The following is a 16,532-nucleotide window of genomic DNA, read 5'->3' as shown; positions in this document are numbered from 1 at the left end:
GAAAAATTCGCAGGCTGCGGGGGCGGGCGGCAAACAGCCCGCTCATCGCTTTAGATGTATTGGCTCAGACTTGATCTGGCCGTGAGAACACGATTCAGCATGACAGTTGGCAACAAGCGAGGAGCTGAAGTTAGAACTTATCCCCTCACAATGAAAAATAGCTACGAAAGTCGTGGCTATTCAGTTGGCTTATTTTTGATACGCAGAGAACTGTAATGGCAAACCGGGAGGCATGGCGTTTTTTGATCTGTGATAACTTTCAGCGTGTTATATACCGGAACAGGTTGATATGACTAAGTTCAACCTGCATATATTCTGGAGAAGGCTATATGGGATAGCGTATCAGGAGATACACAATGACTCTGTATTATATTTCGGCAGTTCGCATGGATGCCAGTAACCAGCACATTGAGTATGTGAAAATCATCAAAGGTGGTAAAGGCGAGGCTGATACAACAATCAATTCTAGGCAGTTTGTTGCAGAATTGATCAACGACGGAGCAACAAAATTTAAAACCATCACCAGAAAAGATGGTAAGTGGGTTAACGGGGCAGATGTTCACGTTATCGATGACATTTACCTTTCGACAGACCGTAATAGTACCAAACGCGATAATCTGGGTAACTTGCCGAAGTTTTAAGCGTGCACAATACCCCTTGCCCTATGTTCGAGAAGCATATGAGATCATTCTCCGGAGACGGCGAAGTCGTAGTCTCCGTTTTATTGCTTTAACAGAAGACTAAAAACTGCTGAATCACCGGCGCTATTCGCCTGGAAAGCAGGCTTTGCCATGGGTACATAATTTTTCTTGTAATCGAAAACTGCGTGGGCATATAGCTAACGAGCTCACGCTTTATCGCTGTTTTTAAAGCTTTTTTCGATGACGTATTTCAGCCCCCTGCATTCTAGTCTCAGATCGGCGAACATCTGCTTCAGACGACGATTCTCATCTTTAAGATCTTTGATTTTCTTGATATCAGCGGCTTCCATCCCGCCATATTTCGCCTTCCAGTTGTAGTTGCTGGCTTCGGAAATAGCGGCCTCTCGGCAAACATCCTTGACGGTCCTCGCCGAAAAATCTGCCGGTTACCAGAATATGCAGCCAACATGAAGCCGGTTATTCCTGATTATGACTGGAGCATATTCGGGGCCAGGGTCATAACAAAGTTATTTCTGATTCGCTTTTCGTTCCATTTGGGAGATAGGTGTGAGCAGTTATAATTAGCTCACCTTTCGAACCTGATTTGACAATGACAAGGACCGCGAAGTTTGCCCCAACATTTTTATCCTGAACAATTTGAAGCATGGACCTGTCGTCCTTACTGCTGGGGTACGGTTCAAAAGATGGGTGGGAGTGCCATTCACCGATATAGTTAAATATCTGATAATTATGGCCTGTTTCGTTAAAAAATTTACTGAACCCACTGATTGCTTCTTCAAGCCGTCTGACAAAGTAGGCAAATGCACCACAACGATGTACTGTCATTTCACGTACTATAAATTTATTAGGTCCAATATGTTCCCCCATTAAAACCCCACCAATTTCGCGGCGCCCGGCTTTAGATAGAGCGTCCATTATAACTGCCTGTTGTTCAGCCGGAAGTATCAGGTTCAGCACGTTCCTCTCCTTCATAAATTTGCAGTATCGCTTGTAGGGCAGCTAAACGATCCTCCTCACTGGCGCTTGTGTCATCGGTATCCCATCCAGCTCCAGACACATGGACTGGATGCGTGTCAAAAGGTTGCTCAAAAATCCACTCACAACGCATGCCGAGTAAATATAGAGAGTAAGGGAATACGCTGGGATCTCTTGATAATGCTGTATCAATAGCAAGCCTGGTTAGCGCTGTAGCGATAAATCCAACATCACTGTCATATGCGGTCAGAGGCTGTTCTTCACTGCCATCGTAATTTTGGGCGCTATCAAAAGGCGCTTTAGGAAGAGTTGAAAGATGACTATAAAATGCGTCGCGAACGGCCAAAGGGTTTGGGTCATAACCCGGGCGGGAACGAGCAATCATTCCCCCGTACCCTCCTGCAAAGATTTCCCCCCAACACAGCGGTATCTTATAGCGTTTCGCAAGAGCGGATAACTGAAGAAAAACCTCGGGGTTTGCTGTTGCGTCAATAAGCAGATCGCATTTTGAAAGGTCATTAAGGATGGAAGCCATAAATACCGAGGATTCTTGTCCCGCCAGACGAATAATACTTGCATCGACTTCAATGCCCGCAGAAATCAGTGAAAGTGCACTTTTTACGCCCTCTACCTTATGTTCGCCAACATGATTCCAGTAAAGCTCGTGACGCACTATATTGCTGGTAGCTAGGTAATCATCATCAACTAACAAAAATCGCTTTATTCCTGACCGGGCAAGCGATGTTGCGATTTTACTACCCATTGAGCCTAGGCCAATTATTCCGATTCTGATCTTCGTCAGCCGTTGTGATTCCTCTGATAACCTAAGCTCTGTGGATGAAGGCCAAATAATACTGAATTCGTGTATAGTGGGTTCATCACCAGGGTTAAGGTAAAAAGTTCTCAATGACGATCCATCACGGCCTAGTAACACTATCGTTCTGGCCTTGTACTTATTATCTTCCTGAACCAGAATGTCTACTGTATCAAAGCCCTCATCTGATATCGCCTGAATTAAATCTTCTGCAGATTTAATTTTCAATTTCAAGTCAAATCCTTCACTTTTGAACACCCACCCTTCTCCGGATAGTGAAAGTAAGTAAGTGAATGATCCAAGACTTTGTGGAACGTCTGCGACGTTTTTTAAATTATTCTCTGTATCGGAAATCTGAGTGATGAATGTTATAGCCTTGTCAGAACTGAACAGGGTAGATGTTTTTAAACTGGCGCTGGATAGAGGGGGGAGATTACTCCAAGTTTCCATGATATCGGTGGTTAGTATTAAGCGCCGGATCGAACCCCGCAAAATCTGGCCTTCTGTTAAACGATGTGCTGAAGGGACTGAATTTGGTAGTTCGGGATGCTGCTCTGTATTCAGTAACTCAAATGCACTGAGCACCATATCCGCCCCGGTTATGTCAGGCTGCCAGTTATCAGCTCGCCATTGCAGACACAGTGACCCCCCTTCACCATATTGGTGGTTTGACCACCTCTCGGAACGATCTCTGGGACGGATATAGGGTGGAGAATCTGGAAACGAGTCCGGATAAGTCATCTTCCCTTCATAAATACGACCATGAATAGTCATGTTTATTTCTACTGACAACTTACCATCACTCTGAAAGCGCAAAGCCATATTTAGCCACTCTTGCTCACTCTCAAGGCGTTTGAGCTCCTTCTGCTCACGCAAAAAGCGCGCAGGATTCTCCAGTAACCAACTCATCATGCAAACCCCGCTGATTTATTAGGTGTGACGGGGTGAGCGGGGAAGGATAGAGATGCCGATGCGCTGACAGCTGGGCGCATGAGAGATTTGGACATGTTGGTGTCCTGAGCGATTTCTGTACTGAAATAATCAGTGTTGAAAACCTTATCCCAGGCAAGCGCGGCTTTTTCACGAGTGCAGTTATACTCTTCAAGCACTTCAAGTGCATTTAGCCCCTCAGTTAGGCATTCTTGAAAGAAAATTACGGCCTCATCGTTTTCTTCTGCAAGATTCTTATCTGCAAACACTGGATGCCCGATGCGCTGGCTATATGTAAGCTGAGATTTGATGACCTTCCACGTTTCACGTAAAGCATCATCATCTCGGCCCGCCTGACAAACAAAATGATCTACAACTAATTTCGAAATACAAATACCGCTTGTGGTTTTCTTTTTCCATGAGGCACGGGAACGAGCCATTTTCTTGGTCAGCTTTGTAACACGGCGAAGTTGGCTGGTATCAGCCTGACCAGTTTTAAGCTCTGAAGCAACAGCATTGTTGTACCATCGTGTAACCTTGCGGGCATCAGATTTAGTCCACTCATCGCCACTGGCGAGCTCATATTCAGTTGTTTCGTTACCCCAAAAGTCCTTTGTGATAAATGAACGGTATACTGGGATATCGATGTGATAACCATCAGGATAGAATTGGCGGACGCAATTTGTCTTAACAACAGCATCATAGGCCAGCCTGTCGTCTTTCAACGCTTTTCGAACTCGCTTTCGTGCATCCTGCGCACCAAGATAATTACCGTCTCCATCTTTAAGGTCTTCTTTGTTGAAATAAATTCCGTCATCGATGTCGTAATCACATAAATCGTCCTGCACCATGGTGCGCATCGCATAAGAACCTTGAGAGCTAAAGTCTTTTGGCAATGGATGGGAGGAGCGAGTCAGGCCATTTTCGAGCCGTTTTCTTCCATTATCACGACGGTCACGCATTTCAGACTGGTCGGTATTTGACAGAGTTACTTTTTCTGAATGATACCCTTTCATTTCTTTATTGCAGTCAATTAACGTCATGCTGATCTCCCAGAGATTTAAATTTAGGTATTAGATTTAATCGACAGGGCGGTTCGAAATTCTTTCATGTGATTATTCGATTCGGCCAGAGCCCATGCGTGATCAACGTCGGACACTGCCTGCCGGGCTAATGCATTTAGTACTCTTGGGCGTGCGTCATCCATATTTTCGAGATATTTGTGTAGCTCCCCAGAGGGGCACTGAGCTGGCATTCGGTATGCAAAACTGCCATTGCCTCTCAACTCGGCAATTTTCCGAGCCATATAATCGCAAGCAACCGCCTGGGCATTCATACTCGCAGTGATTGCTTTGAGGCCGCCAGACCATCCCAAAGCACCACGGTGCAACATACTGCTACTAGCAAGTTCCTCACCTCCCTGGACAGGAAGAGTGCCCAGCATGAATAAGTGCACAGGGCGTTCAGTCTCGCCCCTGAACTGGAGAATTTCATGGGCTTCGATCATACCTACAGCACCTGGATTATTAGCCCAGAGCCCACCGTCAACGTAATCGACGATTGCTCCGCCAGAGCCTGGCTCCTCAAGGCGTGCAATTGATCGGAGGATAGGTGCAGCACTAGTTGCCATACATACATCAACCAGTAGTCGATCATTGTCTCGTCCATTTAGGCGAGCCATATGCGGTGTTTTAAATACAGTTGAGGAGTGACGATTTAAATCTAAAGTAGTGATGGCTAAACCAATCCCTCGGCGTTCATAAACTTTGCCTATAGTTTCTTCACCAAAGGTATCTTTAAGCACTTTGCGTAAGGCAAAGTCACCTGAAGCTAGTCCCGAGCATAACCCGCGAACGTATTTACCTACAAAAGGAAGGGCACGAAGTCGCTGCCGTGGGAAAATATCTTTACCGTAAGTCTGGTAAAGCTCAAGAACCTTCTCAAGATGAATACCAGCGGCTAATGCGCAGGCAACGATCCCTCCTGTACTGGTACCTACCAGTAGATCGAAGGCAGAACCAGGGTCAGACTGTTTAAAACCTGTCTGACTTAGCCTTTGAGAAAAAGTCTGTAAGTACGTGGCCTGATAAACACCACGCATTCCACCACCGTCTAAGCACAAAACACGAAATGGGTTCATTTGCACTATATATACCAAAAGAGAAATGGGTTAATTACTATATATAGTGATCCCAACCTTTTTTCAAGTCATGCTGGATATAATCACATACTGTGACCTGCACCCCGTCAGTTAACACTAAGTGCTGTGAGCTACTTCCGTTCCTGGTACAAAGTTGCCTGCCAGATTAGGTTATGGCCCTGAGTCATAAAAGTGTTAGTTCAAATCTGAGCTAATACTTTTAGAGGCATTTAACCCGATTTCAACAATTAATGTGCCTTTCTGCATCGCCAGAACGAACCGTGGTACTCCGTGCTGCTGCAATACGCCTACGAGCAATGTTCACATAATCCTCTTCTCGCTCGATACCGATGAAACAGAAACCTTCCATCGCCGCAGCTTTGCCGGTACTTCCACTTCCCATAAAGGGATCAAGTACAGTGCCGCCTGTGGGAGTAATCAGGCGGCAAAGGTAACGCATCAGCTCGGTGGGCTTTACACATGGATGATTGTTACCCTCACCACGGTCCTTTCTGCTGGCTTTTGCACAATAGAAGAATCGACTGGCGCTGCTAATTTCTAACTGCTGAAGGCTATCCCGGAACCAGGCAAGCACTGCGTCACTGCCATCATGGATAAGATTGGCGGGCCAGCGGCCATCGGGGTTTCCTTGTTTGGGGGAATCACCATTACCTTTATTTCTGCCTCGCCACATATGGTTAGGATCGGAACCTCCCGGTCCATTTGGATAATCATAGGGTGATTCCCCTTCTGCCAGAGGGATCCTGCATTCCCTAATGTTCAGATCGCCGGTACCATACACGCCTACGTTGGATGCTATGGACCCCTTGAATGGCTTGCGGGCAAGGGTAATCGGCTCCAGTGCTGGTTTTAACGTGTGATGAGATTTAGGAAAGCCCGAACCGTATACCTAGCCCAGCATTCCGTCACGTCCAAATGCCACGTCCAGCAATTTGAGCTGATCCGGCGATAAACTTTCAATGAGTACCTTGGCAGCATTGCTGGTCTCATAGAGAAATACAATCATGTCACGTATTTCAAACCCCGCATCCTCAATACGCGCTGCCATCCGGTGTTGAGTGCGGGAACCCGCGAACGACAGCAGATGACCACCGGGTTTGAGTACGCGCAGACATTCTTCCCAGATCGCCAGTCAAGGGACATCATAGTCCCACATTTTACCCATGAATTTAATACCATATGGCGGATCGGTCACAATGCTGTCCACAGAGTTGCCCGGCATATTGCGCAGTACGTCAAGGCAGTCGCCATGAGTCAAAATGTCATGCATGGCGTTCCCTCCCGTCATCGCCATCAACTGATGAAGAGGGGCCCTCGTGCCCATCACTGACGCTATATTCCAGTTCATCAAGGGTGCGGAAGAGAAACATTTCTCGGTTCTTTGCATCAAACGGGACGGGAACATTGTTCCTCATCACCGTCCTGATACTGTCAAACAGCCTGACCAGCGATTCTTTAGTTTTACCATCCGGCATAACATACATCGCATAGTGCCAACGTCCGGCGTCGCTGGCGGCGAGATGACTGTTGATAATGCTGATGTAACGAGCGCGGGTTTTCATCGTTCGCTCTGTTTCCACCGCAACGATGGCACCGCTGCTTAAGGTAATAATGCCATCTGGTCGGTGGCGGACACCTGTGTGGCGCGTTATAAACTCTCCCCGGTCGCCGTTAAGCCAGTCTTTACCACCTTTTTGCTCAAGGGCGATCCTCACTCGCTGGTTTAACAGGCGATGTTCTAGCGTCCAGTGTTTAAGTTTTCCCGGCTCAAAATAGGCGGGGAAAACCTTGTCATTAGCGCTAACCACCATTGCCAGCCCCTGCATGGTGATCCCCCACAATGATTTTTTACCGGTCAATACCGGATATTCGTGTTTAATCAGGAGGCCCATCTCAACCGCTTTATTGAGCAGTTTATACATCGCATGGTTATGTTTTCCTTTATAGCCGACAACTTTTTTTAAGGTCCGCAAATCAGAGAACGTTTCTTCCTTGAGAAAATACAGCAATGCCCGCATTCTCCGTTTTGCGGCTTCATTTCTTTCAGCAACGTTATGAACAAGCATTGATAGCCTCATAGGTTAATGGAGGGTTTGTGGATTGGGCTTTCTTTTTCGCTATGCAGGTTTCTTTTATGTTCAAACGAAAACAGGTCGATATATTGCTTTTTCGCTGGTATGTGGAATAGTTTGGTTGCCTTCGCCAGATCATTCTGGGTAAAAACAAAACCAACAAATTGGGGTAGGTTAAGCAACATGTTGCTGTCTATATAATATCGCTCAGCCTGGCGGATCATCCTGTCTGTTTCCATTTTCTCCGTTAGGGAAATATCTGTTTTAACTTTCCTCATTTCATCGTCTACCAGAATAGAGCCGGTCATCCTTGCCACCCAGTCAGCAGTGTCCGGATCGCGAAGGCGATAAACCAGCATAAACTTGCAGTTCTCAATGACCGAACCGGCTACAGCATCACCCTCCAGATCTGCGGGACAGTCATACAAATCTTTTACCGACTGGTGGGCCATGATGATATGCACACCTTTGTCCCTTGCAGCGCCAAGCCCCTCAAGCGCAGGGCGGGAAAGATGATACTTGAGTTCATCAAGGAAAATAGCGACAGGACGAGGTTTGCCTTTTATCCGGTCACGCGTTTCGGCTATCTGAATCAGGCGAGTTAAAATCATTCGCTGAGCCGATATGATTTTCTGATTACGCATCGAGCCGATGATGTAACAGCATCCGCCTTCATCAAAAATGGTCTTTAAGGAAAATCCGTTGCGGGCATTAATGGAATTCACTAAAGCGATTTCCTCAAGCTCGCCATAAAAAGCAGGCACATCTTCACTGATGGATTTCACAAAGTCAGTGTTAAATAAATCACGTAATGTCATTCCCTTTTCATAAATAGCTGCCGTATTTCTGGCTGCTCGGCGATCGGCGATACGGTAAAAGTCAGCGCCTTCGCCTTTTTTACCCAGGCTGAAACCGGCATTAAATAGTTCCTCCAGTTGTTCATGAGAAATATCAGCCAGTAAATCAAGCTGAAAATTAAGGTCATTCAGGTTAATAATGACAAATTGCTTTCCGGCTTTCTGACAAGCCTCCCGCAGTACATGCGGTGCCCACTCATCATTTTTAGGGTCTTCGACAAATACGCCTTCACCTGAAAGTATTGCCTGATAAAGCAATACACAGGCACTGACGCCTTTACCAGAGCCTGTGGTGCCGATAAGGTCAGCGTGTTGAGTTTGAAATTCTTCGGCGGTGATATATTGCGGCTGGTTGTCTTTATCCAGCCCGATAAAAATACCGTTATTCAGGTCAATATAATCCAGCGGATTATACGCAATGCTGTCAGGTAACATGTCTCTGACTTCACGAACATCCGTTCTGACATTTCTTTCCAGCTTGCTTTTTTTAATCATCCGATGTTTCAGACTGTCGATTTCACCCGTCAGCAGCCTTCGGATTGCAATATGAAAAGCCAGACCTGCAAGCGTAAATCCGACAGTCAATATCCAGAGTGATAATCTGAGCAGGATGTCATTATCGAGCACTTTAAAGAAAAAACTCAGCCCCTGAATGGTCAGTGGTGACAGGGTGCCAAATATGAAAAAGAAGGTGGATACACCCGCTACCGATTTTAACCAGAGGGGGGCATTTTTTCTTTCTTCACGTGGCAGATGAAAGATGAATGGCAGCGTCAGCCCGGCAAATACGGACAATATTACCGGGTTGTGTTGTAGCCAGAGCAGAAAAAAAGAAAAGGCATCCGAAAAGGCATTCAGCCTTTGCATCAGATGGATTCCCATCGCAGTGATCTCCGGTCTGATTTCGGTGTGAAGGGAGCATCACATGGACGTCATCGATGGACGTCACACCCCGCGCCCATACGCGACGCCTATTGGTGACGCCCATAAAAGGATGAAAAGCAATGAACGTCTCCGACGCTCATGCCCGTTATCCGCGCTTTCAGAAAACAGCCGACGCATGGTCGTCAGTCTCCTGAAACGCGCGAATGACGGGCAACGGCCTGTGACATTACGCTCGTGCTGGACGCTCTCACTGCATATCACATGGGGGTAATGTCGCGGCTGGACGCCTCGCCAAAACCCCCAGGGTCAAAGGCGGCACACCGTCGCCCGCTACGCGCGACCAACCCCTTTAAGACGCGCGTTTTGCCTGTTTTTTCTCGCAAGCGCCAAAAAACGGGAACGCTGCTTTAAAGGGGTTGGTCGCGCCTGATCGGTAATATCCCCGCTGGGGCGGGAAATATTACCTGGCTTGACGGTGTGCGGGGCAAGCCCCCCACAAAAAACGGCACGTGGGCGTGCCTTTTTGCTCGCTGGGGCGGCAAAATTTTTGCGGCTCCCCCGGCCGGCTTAATTCGCTGTGGGCGAATGTTCGCAGGTGGATGCGGTGCCTGAAAATTAACAATTTCTGCGAAATTGAATTTTCTGTCCGCGTTCCACTGGCTTATTTCACGGCTTAACAATTTCTCCAAAATTGAAGCCAGAAATTAGCCAGCCTGAACCCCGCCGTCTGTCAATCTGTGGCGCTGTGAAGCATATTGTAATTACTGGTGGTTCACACCTGTTCGCGATATATTTCAGCCCGGCATTCCTGTTCAGCCTTTAATACCTCCCGGTAGGTTTCATCATCGACTTTCGTTCCCTGATTTTCGGCGTATCGTCTGAGTTTGTCAGCATCCTGTTCATTAAGACGCGAAAGATGATGTCGCAATAAACTGATCAGTCTACTTTCATAGATCTCATAGTAAAGGCCGCATCCCTGATTCGCTTCCTCAGAGAACTTTCTGTACACGGCTCCGACCGATATTCTGTCATGATGCATTGAGTGGATGTTGGAAATAAAAAGGTTTTCTTTATCCATATTTATTTCTCCCCAAAAAATGTACTAACATAATGATCGGGTGGTTATTATCCTCTGAGCCTGCCAAATCTGGACAGGATTTTATTCACCGCCTCCGGGTCGGCACTGACACATTCTCCGAGGAAAGCTTTTCTGGCATTCAGTGTATGACCGGGTAAAAATCCGTGTTTATTCTTTTTGACGATATTAAAGAAAGTTTTTTCAGCTGAATGGCACTCACTCCCTCCACTGTTTCCGGTCGCTTTCCCGTACATACAAAGCACGACTTCGCATGGGGCCGCGGCGAAGCAATAAACAGGGGGCACAATGGCAATGCACAGCATTACCATCGCAATGGTGGCGTATTTCATGATGAAGTCCTTACCATAATTTCTGTACCAGGATATCGGTATATTTAATGTGAAAAATAAATATAGGTATCGCTACATGCCAGGCACTGAGTTGCAGGTTGATATTCAATAACACCTTTTGCGCCATGCTGGCGAAGCCAGCTTGTTGCAGTAAAGAATGCTGTGCCTGATGGTGCAGCAACAACAATACGCGTCGAATGCGCAACTGCGTAAAATACGTCGGGGGTCCAGAGTGTCTCGTTAAACTGCGTTGAGTGAACGGACAATAACCACTTCCCATTAACGACTGGGGAAGGATTAATAACGGGGTTGTCATTCCATTGCGATAAATTGATATTCACTGACTCGCCCGATTTATCCCATTCAACAGATACCGGTGGGGGTGGTGACGAACAGCCGGTAAGCACCATTAAAAATAACAGTATATTGATGGTTTTCATTATGCTTTCATCTCCTCGAAGAAGGCATTACGGTGCAGTGGCCGGAAATAGATATCATTCATCCGGCGCACGTTGCCGTCTAAATCAATACTGACAATAACATCCAGACTGTCCAGCACTTTGCGTAATATAAACGTGTAGGGCAGCCGGGCGCATTGTGGGTTTTCATAACAGCGAGTAATAAAACCGTCTACCGCTTCTATTGCTGAACCCGCATGAAGGGAAGTCATACTGCCTTCATGGCCGGAGCCGGTTATTTTGAGAAAATCCCAGGCTTCACCACCGCGCACTTCGGTTAACAATATACGGTCGGGATTCATGCGATAATTCCAGCGCAGAAGACTGGCTGGCGTCACAATCGAGCCTTTTTCATCTGCTGATTCGGACGGATAGAAGAGGTGGACATAGTTTTTATGAACAAAAAAGGTGATTTCCGGATTATCTTCAATGGTCGTAATACGCAAATGGCGAGGAATAAAACCAATCAGCATCTTCATGTAGGTTGTCTTCCCGGTACTGGTTTCCCCGGCCACTGCGATAGTTTTACCGTACTCCACGCACTTCTCCATGAAACGCGGGATATCTTTGGCGGTATACAGGCCCAATAATTCCTGGTCGTGTGTCTGAGTGGTTTCTGCGCCTGTTACCCTGTTGTAAAAACCGGCATCAATGTAGCTCTGGTGGGGAATTTGTACCTGTGACGGCTTTCGGATAGTTATGGAGACGGTGTTGCGCTCACAGGCCGGAGGGACAATAACCTGACAACGTTCACCGGATTCCAGCGTGGCTGACAGCCCCGGTTTGATATCTTCAATATTGTCGCCTTGATGCTTTGCCAGGCATCTGGCGAAGTTATAGCACCCCTCATAATCCAGCGAAACACTGTGCAGCTCCCAGACACCATCAATTTTGGTAAATAGCTCGCCCGGGCGGTTGACGGCGATTTCTGTTAGTCCAGGATGAGCAATAAAATCGCCAAAAAATCGCTGTGTATAGCGGTCGAGAGAGATGTTTTTCATGTGATATCCTTGTATCGGATACATTTGTGGAGGGAGTATGTCGAAGACGAAAGTACTGTTCGCTTATTGCCATGAACTCGGGCGCTGTTTGTCCATTGATGAAGCGCGAACGGAATTTTTTTCCAGAAAGCCGGAGGAAAGGAAGCGGTTCACTTTTTCATGTAGCGATCGCAACTGTGATGTCACCATTAGCGGTGTTAACTATCACGTCAAAGCTGAAGATGGTGAGAAATTCAAGGCTGCGCACTTCCGTTCACCTCATCCTCACAAGTTCGGATGTGAATGGCTCGAATTCACCGAGGATGCGGATCAGGACCGGCGTCCAGACGAGTCAGAGGTTGATTTCACAGAACGAAAAGCAAAGCAAAAGCTGACGGACTATATCAACTGCTTTGACCCTTCAATTAATGATCCTGATGGCGAACCATCCGATCCTGTGAAGCTTGTTACACCTGTTCACACAAGAAAAACGGTCGGGGATGATGATAAAACGGGGACAAATGAAGAGCCCCGCTGGAGTCGCTACACGCGAACCAACCAGCTTCAGCGACTTATCGATACATGGCAGGAAGCGAAAGAAACGCTGCCTCAGGATGAGTTCAGGGCATTGAGACTCAGGATCATGCACCACGATCAGGTCTATCTACATGAATATATAACGCATATACAGCGTGGATTGGCAAATCCGTATTCGGGCGTCATCTATGGCGGTGGAACCCTAATGCATCGGTATGGTCGAGGTTTTCTGATTAATTTCTTTGATAAACATGAGGGGAAGCCTGTTCGTCTGTATGTCAGTAAAGATCTGATGGCGAAAGGGCGGTTTGGTCATTATATCGATGAGATTCTGGACACTAAAAACGTCAGATATTTCCGTATATTTCTACTCAATCCGGTTGTTTCCGAGCGGGAAAACAGCACAGGAAAAAGCGTTATCAACCTTGAAATATCAAAGCTGCGTCAACTGGCGATTTACTACGAGCTGAACTCCAGCAGGGAAGATGAATCTTCATCGGTGGAGACGGAGGGGGAAAGCCCGGCGTAGCGGGCTAATGTCGTCACAAGAATGAGTATATCGGTGACGTCAGGCAGCGATATCTGCTTATGTGCCAGCCGGATATCGTCCGGGGAAAAGGGCGGTGCATCTAAAGGGCCTTCACTGATGGTGATACAGAACGTTTGTCCTTCACCTGAGCCAATACTGAGCTCTGCCAATGCGCCGCTTGCACGATAGCATGTCATGACTATTCTTCTGATTCCGGTAAGGTGTGACAGTAAGTCGTTGACGACAGCATTGCTGAAATCGTCCCTTACGATGATGTCTGTCGCCGTGACACCAAACAAAAACTTTCGATTATTCACTCTTCATCCTCAGCGTGTAGATGCCTGAAAAATCAATATCCTGCCCTGTGACCAGGTTGATGATTTCACCCTGATTTTTGTAGAGAGTCGGTGGGATATTAATGTTGTTTTCTAGCGTGGTACGTGCCATATCTGCCATAGCCTGACGGCTGTTTTCTGTATAGTCGGTATTCCGATCTTTCTGACCGGCGCTGTTGGATGCCCATGCGCCAATATCAGGGATCATACCGACCAGTAATGCGCCTCCAAATCGCTCCCTGAAATGCGAGTCTATCCAGCCATCAACGCCAGCCTCGCCCAGTTCTCCGGCAGCATTCGTATCGACCAGCGGAATATCAAGGAAAGGGGGCTGGCGGGTACGCAGTTTCGTGATGATGATGAAGGCGCGTCCCTGTCCATGCGTCATTCCTGTTTCTGCGCCAGTCTGGTACATCCCCGTGGCGGTGGTCCCTTTTTCTATCAGCTTTGTATTACCGCTGGCGCTCCAGATGTCTTCGGCGATCGTGCAGCGGATTTTTCCAGCCCGATCTGAGACAAAACGGTAATCCAGTGAGCAGGGAATAGCGGTATTTTCCGGCACGTACAGATCGGGATTATAAGGAATTCGCCGGACCGCTGTCGGGGACTGTTCCGGCTGTAGCGACGAGGTGTTTAGCGGCTGACCGGTATCAGAAGATTGTGTCCCTGACGGCTGCCTGGCTGAGGATACCTGCGTCATTTCCTGATGCCGGGTCCGTACCGGATTTCGTACCGCTGAACCTGAACCCTCCCGGCGCACCAGAAAACGGGCTTTATCTAAGTCGGGCAGAGCCTCCGATCCGTTGGGTGTCGTACTACCAGGGTTGTTGTCCGCCGGTTCTGGTGTTTTCACGTCGATATAGTGCGTACCCAGATCGGTACGCTGTCGAGAATCGGTCCGATCTGTCGGGGCCACAGTTTCCTGAGGCTTTTCTTCACCTGGCTGCCAAAGAAGATTGTGGTATATCCAGTTACCCCCCCACGCCAGTGCAATCAGGGCAACGGCAGCGAATGCCAGAAAAGCGGTGGCTTTCCCCTGCTGGCGCTTTTTCAGTTTATTGACAGCCGGCTGTATTGGATCGTTATTGTCATCATCCTGCCAGGTGTGAAGCACAGCTTCACGCTTGGCGCGGGCCTCGCGCTCAAGCGCAGCAATATCATCATCCTTCTGTGTCGGACAGGACCTGGATTCATCTGGCACAGGATGCAGATGTTCGTCATTCATGTGTACAGTTCCTCAGCTGTTAATGGGTTGCGGTTTTTTCCACTCGCTCAACTTGCGGGGAGACTGTGGCACCATCTGCGACCTGAACCCTGCCGAAACCACGATTTTCCAGGCCGACCACAGCGCCACCGGAACGCAGGACCAGACGGGGGGTAACCTCCTGAATGACCAGTACGGTGAAGTTGCCTTTCCTGCGGACACTGCTGTTAACCACATGCTCCTGGCCGTTTAGCTCTTTCGTCAAAGAGGGTATGGATTTAGCTGGGGAAAAGCCCACGAACGTAAAGCGACCATCGTCATAGGCGAAGTCCGGAACGATACGTGTGCTATTGCTCCCCGGATATTTGAGATAGTCCCAGTTTCGTGGCGTCTGCGCGGCGTTAAGAGCCTGCTGGATATCGGCCTGCTGTTGTTTCTGCTCTCGTTCCCGCGCTTTGGTTGTGACTTCACGGCCCGCTTTTTCGTGTGCTTCATCGGGATAGCGATAACTCACCTGAAAAGCAGGCTGCTGCGATGATTTTTCATCGATGACGTTTAGCTCGACGTTATACAGCCGCCGAGTGGTAACGATTAGCATGTTGGTATGCCAGTCGTGACTGTTGGGAGGAATGACCACCTGCGCTGTATTACCGTCCACTCCGGGGGCACCCTGAATCAGGGCTACCGGGCGGATACTGACCCGGTTTGCGTCTGTTGTGGCTTCCCATGCGTCCTCAAAACCTGGTTTAGCACTGATAACCGCTTCGTCATTGTCAAAGATGAGCGTGGTTACGAAACCGGGTCGGGTATTGACGACAGTGACGTTAAACGGGTTATAGACAACCTGCTGGAGACGGGCGTCGTAGCGGCTTGCTTGTGGTATTGCAGCACCCCAGGCTATACCGCACATCGCCAGTGCGAAAAGGATGATAATTTTCATTATTCAACTCCTCTGATTTCACGATCTGCCTGCCAACTGGTCACCGTAAAACCGAACGGGTTAACTTCCCGCTCTGTATCGCTCATTTCCTTACTTGGGTCGGAGTGGAATGTCAGGTGGGCATCCCAGTATTCTGTACGCGTACTGCTATCAGCGAGGCGGCGGATAGTTTTTTTGTAACGGAGGGTGGCGACTTTATCGGGGGCAGTGCCTTCGGTGATCTGATTAGACAGGATGTCGATATGTACGGTGTGGGCCTCATTCTGGTACACCTTATCCGGGGCGTCTTTTCCTGAATAAAGTGTCAGATAATCATCATTAACCTGAGGGCTGTTATAGACCTGTACCGTTGAATAATCGTCCTGTAGGGCAGGGTAAATGTAACGTTCACGCACTCTGACGTAACTTGAGGTCATCGCCTTCTGATAAGCTTCTTCCGCTGTCAGACTCGTTTTTGACGCTCGGGTGACGTGTTCCACCCGTCCGGTATGATTATCTACAGCGTACAACTCAATAACTGTCTGTTTCAGCGGTAATAGCAGCACCACAGTGGTGAGTGCCAGTATGGCAATGAGTAAGCCCGCGCCGCCAACCATAAACCCGGCCTTCGTGGCGCGTTTGTCCCGCTCAATCATTTTCTGCTCAAAGGTGCGGGAATCAGCAATGATTGACTGTTCACTCATGATTGTTTAACTCCGCCATAATCTGAGGCGTGTTTACCGGGATGCCATGCCCACTAAAGGCCAGGGGATGGGGTGACTGTGC

18 protein-coding genes and 1 pseudogene are annotated in these 16,532 nt (G+C 48.0%); 2 read left to right on the top strand and 17 right to left on the bottom strand.

Going from position 1 to position 16,532, the window contains the following annotated elements:
* Positions 1 to 356: 356 nt before the first annotated feature.
* Entirely contained in the window at positions 357 to 641 is a 285-nt protein-coding gene (locus EBA31_RS16925; RefSeq protein WP_122079797.1) for a DUF3892 domain-containing protein, read from the top strand.
* Positions 642 to 810: 169 nt separating this feature from the next.
* On the opposite strand, the pseudogene EBA31_RS16920 reads toward EBA31_RS16925, so the two are convergent.
* From EBA31_RS16920 to virB11, 13 genes and pseudogenes are all read right to left on the bottom strand, one after another.
* Positions 811 to 1,075 (bottom strand): annotated as a pseudogene (locus EBA31_RS16920) (transposase); the annotation flags it as partial.
* Positions 1,076 to 1,157: 82 nt separating this feature from the next.
* Positions 1,158 to 1,619 carry a Mov34/MPN/PAD-1 family protein gene (locus tag EBA31_RS16915; RefSeq protein ID WP_162302903.1) on the bottom strand — a complete coding sequence of 154 codons (462 nt, stop codon included), beginning with the start codon at positions 1,617 to 1,619 and terminating at the stop codon, positions 1,158 to 1,160.
* Complete coding sequence (locus EBA31_RS16910) at positions 1,594 to 3,363, bottom strand: ThiF family adenylyltransferase (protein ID WP_122079795.1); 1,770 nt, start codon at positions 3,361 to 3,363, stop codon at positions 1,594 to 1,596. Before EBA31_RS16910 ends, EBA31_RS16915 begins: the two co-directional genes overlap by 26 nt.
* Complete coding sequence (locus tag EBA31_RS16905; RefSeq protein WP_162302902.1) at positions 3,360 to 4,424, bottom strand: cyclic GMP-AMP synthase DncV-like nucleotidyltransferase; 1,065 nt, start codon at positions 4,422 to 4,424, stop codon at positions 3,360 to 3,362. Before EBA31_RS16905 ends, EBA31_RS16910 begins: the two co-directional genes overlap by 4 nt.
* Before the next feature lie 23 nt (positions 4,425 to 4,447).
* Positions 4,448 to 5,521 (bottom strand): patatin-like phospholipase family protein, encoded by a 1,074-nt coding sequence (locus EBA31_RS16900; protein WP_122079793.1) that lies wholly within the window; start codon positions 5,519 to 5,521, stop codon positions 4,448 to 4,450.
* A gap of 241 nt (positions 5,522 to 5,762) precedes the next feature.
* Positions 5,763 to 6,383: a DNA methyltransferase gene (locus tag EBA31_RS27110; protein ID WP_369982360.1), complete on the bottom strand. Its 621-nt coding sequence runs from the start codon at positions 6,381 to 6,383 to the stop codon at positions 5,763 to 5,765.
* 291 nt (positions 6,384 to 6,674) lie between these two features.
* Positions 6,675 to 6,812, bottom strand: a complete 138-nt coding sequence (locus tag EBA31_RS27105) for a hypothetical protein (protein WP_238387474.1) — start codon at positions 6,810 to 6,812, stop codon at positions 6,675 to 6,677.
* Positions 6,805 to 7,608: a MobC family replication-relaxation protein gene (gene mobC / locus EBA31_RS16890; protein ID WP_122079792.1), complete on the bottom strand. Its 804-nt coding sequence runs from the start codon at positions 7,606 to 7,608 to the stop codon at positions 6,805 to 6,807. Before mobC ends, EBA31_RS27105 begins: the two co-directional genes overlap by 8 nt.
* 8 nt (positions 7,609 to 7,616) lie before the next feature.
* A complete protein-coding gene (locus tag EBA31_RS16885; protein ID WP_122079791.1) occupies positions 7,617 to 9,353 on the bottom strand; it encodes a type IV secretory system conjugative DNA transfer family protein in 1,737 nt (578 codons plus the stop codon).
* A gap of 775 nt (positions 9,354 to 10,128) precedes the next feature.
* Positions 10,129 to 10,434 carry a hypothetical protein gene (locus EBA31_RS16875; protein ID WP_044711683.1) on the bottom strand — a complete coding sequence of 102 codons (306 nt, stop codon included), beginning with the start codon at positions 10,432 to 10,434 and terminating at the stop codon, positions 10,129 to 10,131.
* A gap of 47 nt (positions 10,435 to 10,481) precedes the next feature.
* Positions 10,482 to 10,784 carry a TrbM/KikA/MpfK family conjugal transfer protein gene (locus EBA31_RS16870; protein WP_048216031.1) on the bottom strand — a complete coding sequence of 101 codons (303 nt, stop codon included), beginning with the start codon at positions 10,782 to 10,784 and terminating at the stop codon, positions 10,482 to 10,484.
* A gap of 44 nt (positions 10,785 to 10,828) precedes the next feature.
* Complete coding sequence (locus EBA31_RS16865; protein WP_122079790.1) at positions 10,829 to 11,227, bottom strand: cag pathogenicity island Cag12 family protein; 399 nt, start codon at positions 11,225 to 11,227, stop codon at positions 10,829 to 10,831.
* Positions 11,224 to 12,243 (bottom strand): P-type DNA transfer ATPase VirB11, encoded by a 1,020-nt coding sequence (gene virB11 / locus EBA31_RS16860; protein WP_122079789.1) that lies wholly within the window; start codon positions 12,241 to 12,243, stop codon positions 11,224 to 11,226. The genes EBA31_RS16865 and virB11 overlap by 4 nt, the downstream gene beginning before the upstream one ends.
* 37 nt (positions 12,244 to 12,280) lie before the next feature.
* On the opposite strand from virB11, the gene EBA31_RS16855 reads away from it, so the two are divergent.
* A complete protein-coding gene (locus EBA31_RS16855) occupies positions 12,281 to 13,288 on the top strand; it encodes a hypothetical protein (protein ID WP_122079788.1) in 1,008 nt (335 codons plus the stop codon).
* On the opposite strand, the gene EBA31_RS16850 is transcribed toward EBA31_RS16855, so the two are convergent.
* From EBA31_RS16850 to EBA31_RS16835, 4 genes are read right to left on the bottom strand one after another with little or no spacing between them, the layout of a single operon-like run.
* Positions 13,219 to 13,605 carry a hypothetical protein gene (locus EBA31_RS16850; protein WP_122079787.1) on the bottom strand — a complete coding sequence of 129 codons (387 nt, stop codon included), beginning with the start codon at positions 13,603 to 13,605 and terminating at the stop codon, positions 13,219 to 13,221. The genes EBA31_RS16855 and EBA31_RS16850 overlap by 70 nt on opposite strands.
* Positions 13,598 to 14,848 (bottom strand): VirB10/TraB/TrbI family type IV secretion system protein, encoded by a 1,251-nt coding sequence (virB10, locus tag EBA31_RS16845; RefSeq protein WP_122079786.1) that lies wholly within the window; start codon positions 14,846 to 14,848, stop codon positions 13,598 to 13,600. Before virB10 ends, EBA31_RS16850 begins: the two co-directional genes overlap by 8 nt.
* 19 nt (positions 14,849 to 14,867) lie before the next feature.
* Positions 14,868 to 15,767, bottom strand: coding sequence for a P-type conjugative transfer protein VirB9 (gene virB9, locus EBA31_RS16840; RefSeq protein ID WP_057067599.1), 900 nt, complete (start codon positions 15,765 to 15,767; stop codon positions 14,868 to 14,870).
* Positions 15,767 to 16,450 (bottom strand): type IV secretion system protein, encoded by a 684-nt coding sequence (locus EBA31_RS16835; RefSeq protein ID WP_122079785.1) that lies wholly within the window; start codon positions 16,448 to 16,450, stop codon positions 15,767 to 15,769. The genes virB9 and EBA31_RS16835 overlap by 1 nt, the downstream gene beginning before the upstream one ends.
* Positions 16,451 to 16,532 lie beyond the last annotated feature (82 nt).

The sequence above is a fragment of the Serratia sp. P2ACOL2 genome, from assembly GCF_003691565.1.
Taxonomy (GTDB): Bacteria; Pseudomonadota; Gammaproteobacteria; order Enterobacterales; family Enterobacteriaceae; genus Serratia; species Serratia liquefaciens.
Note: the sequence above shows the minus strand (reverse complement) of the source record. Positions and strands in the feature narration are given on the sequence as shown.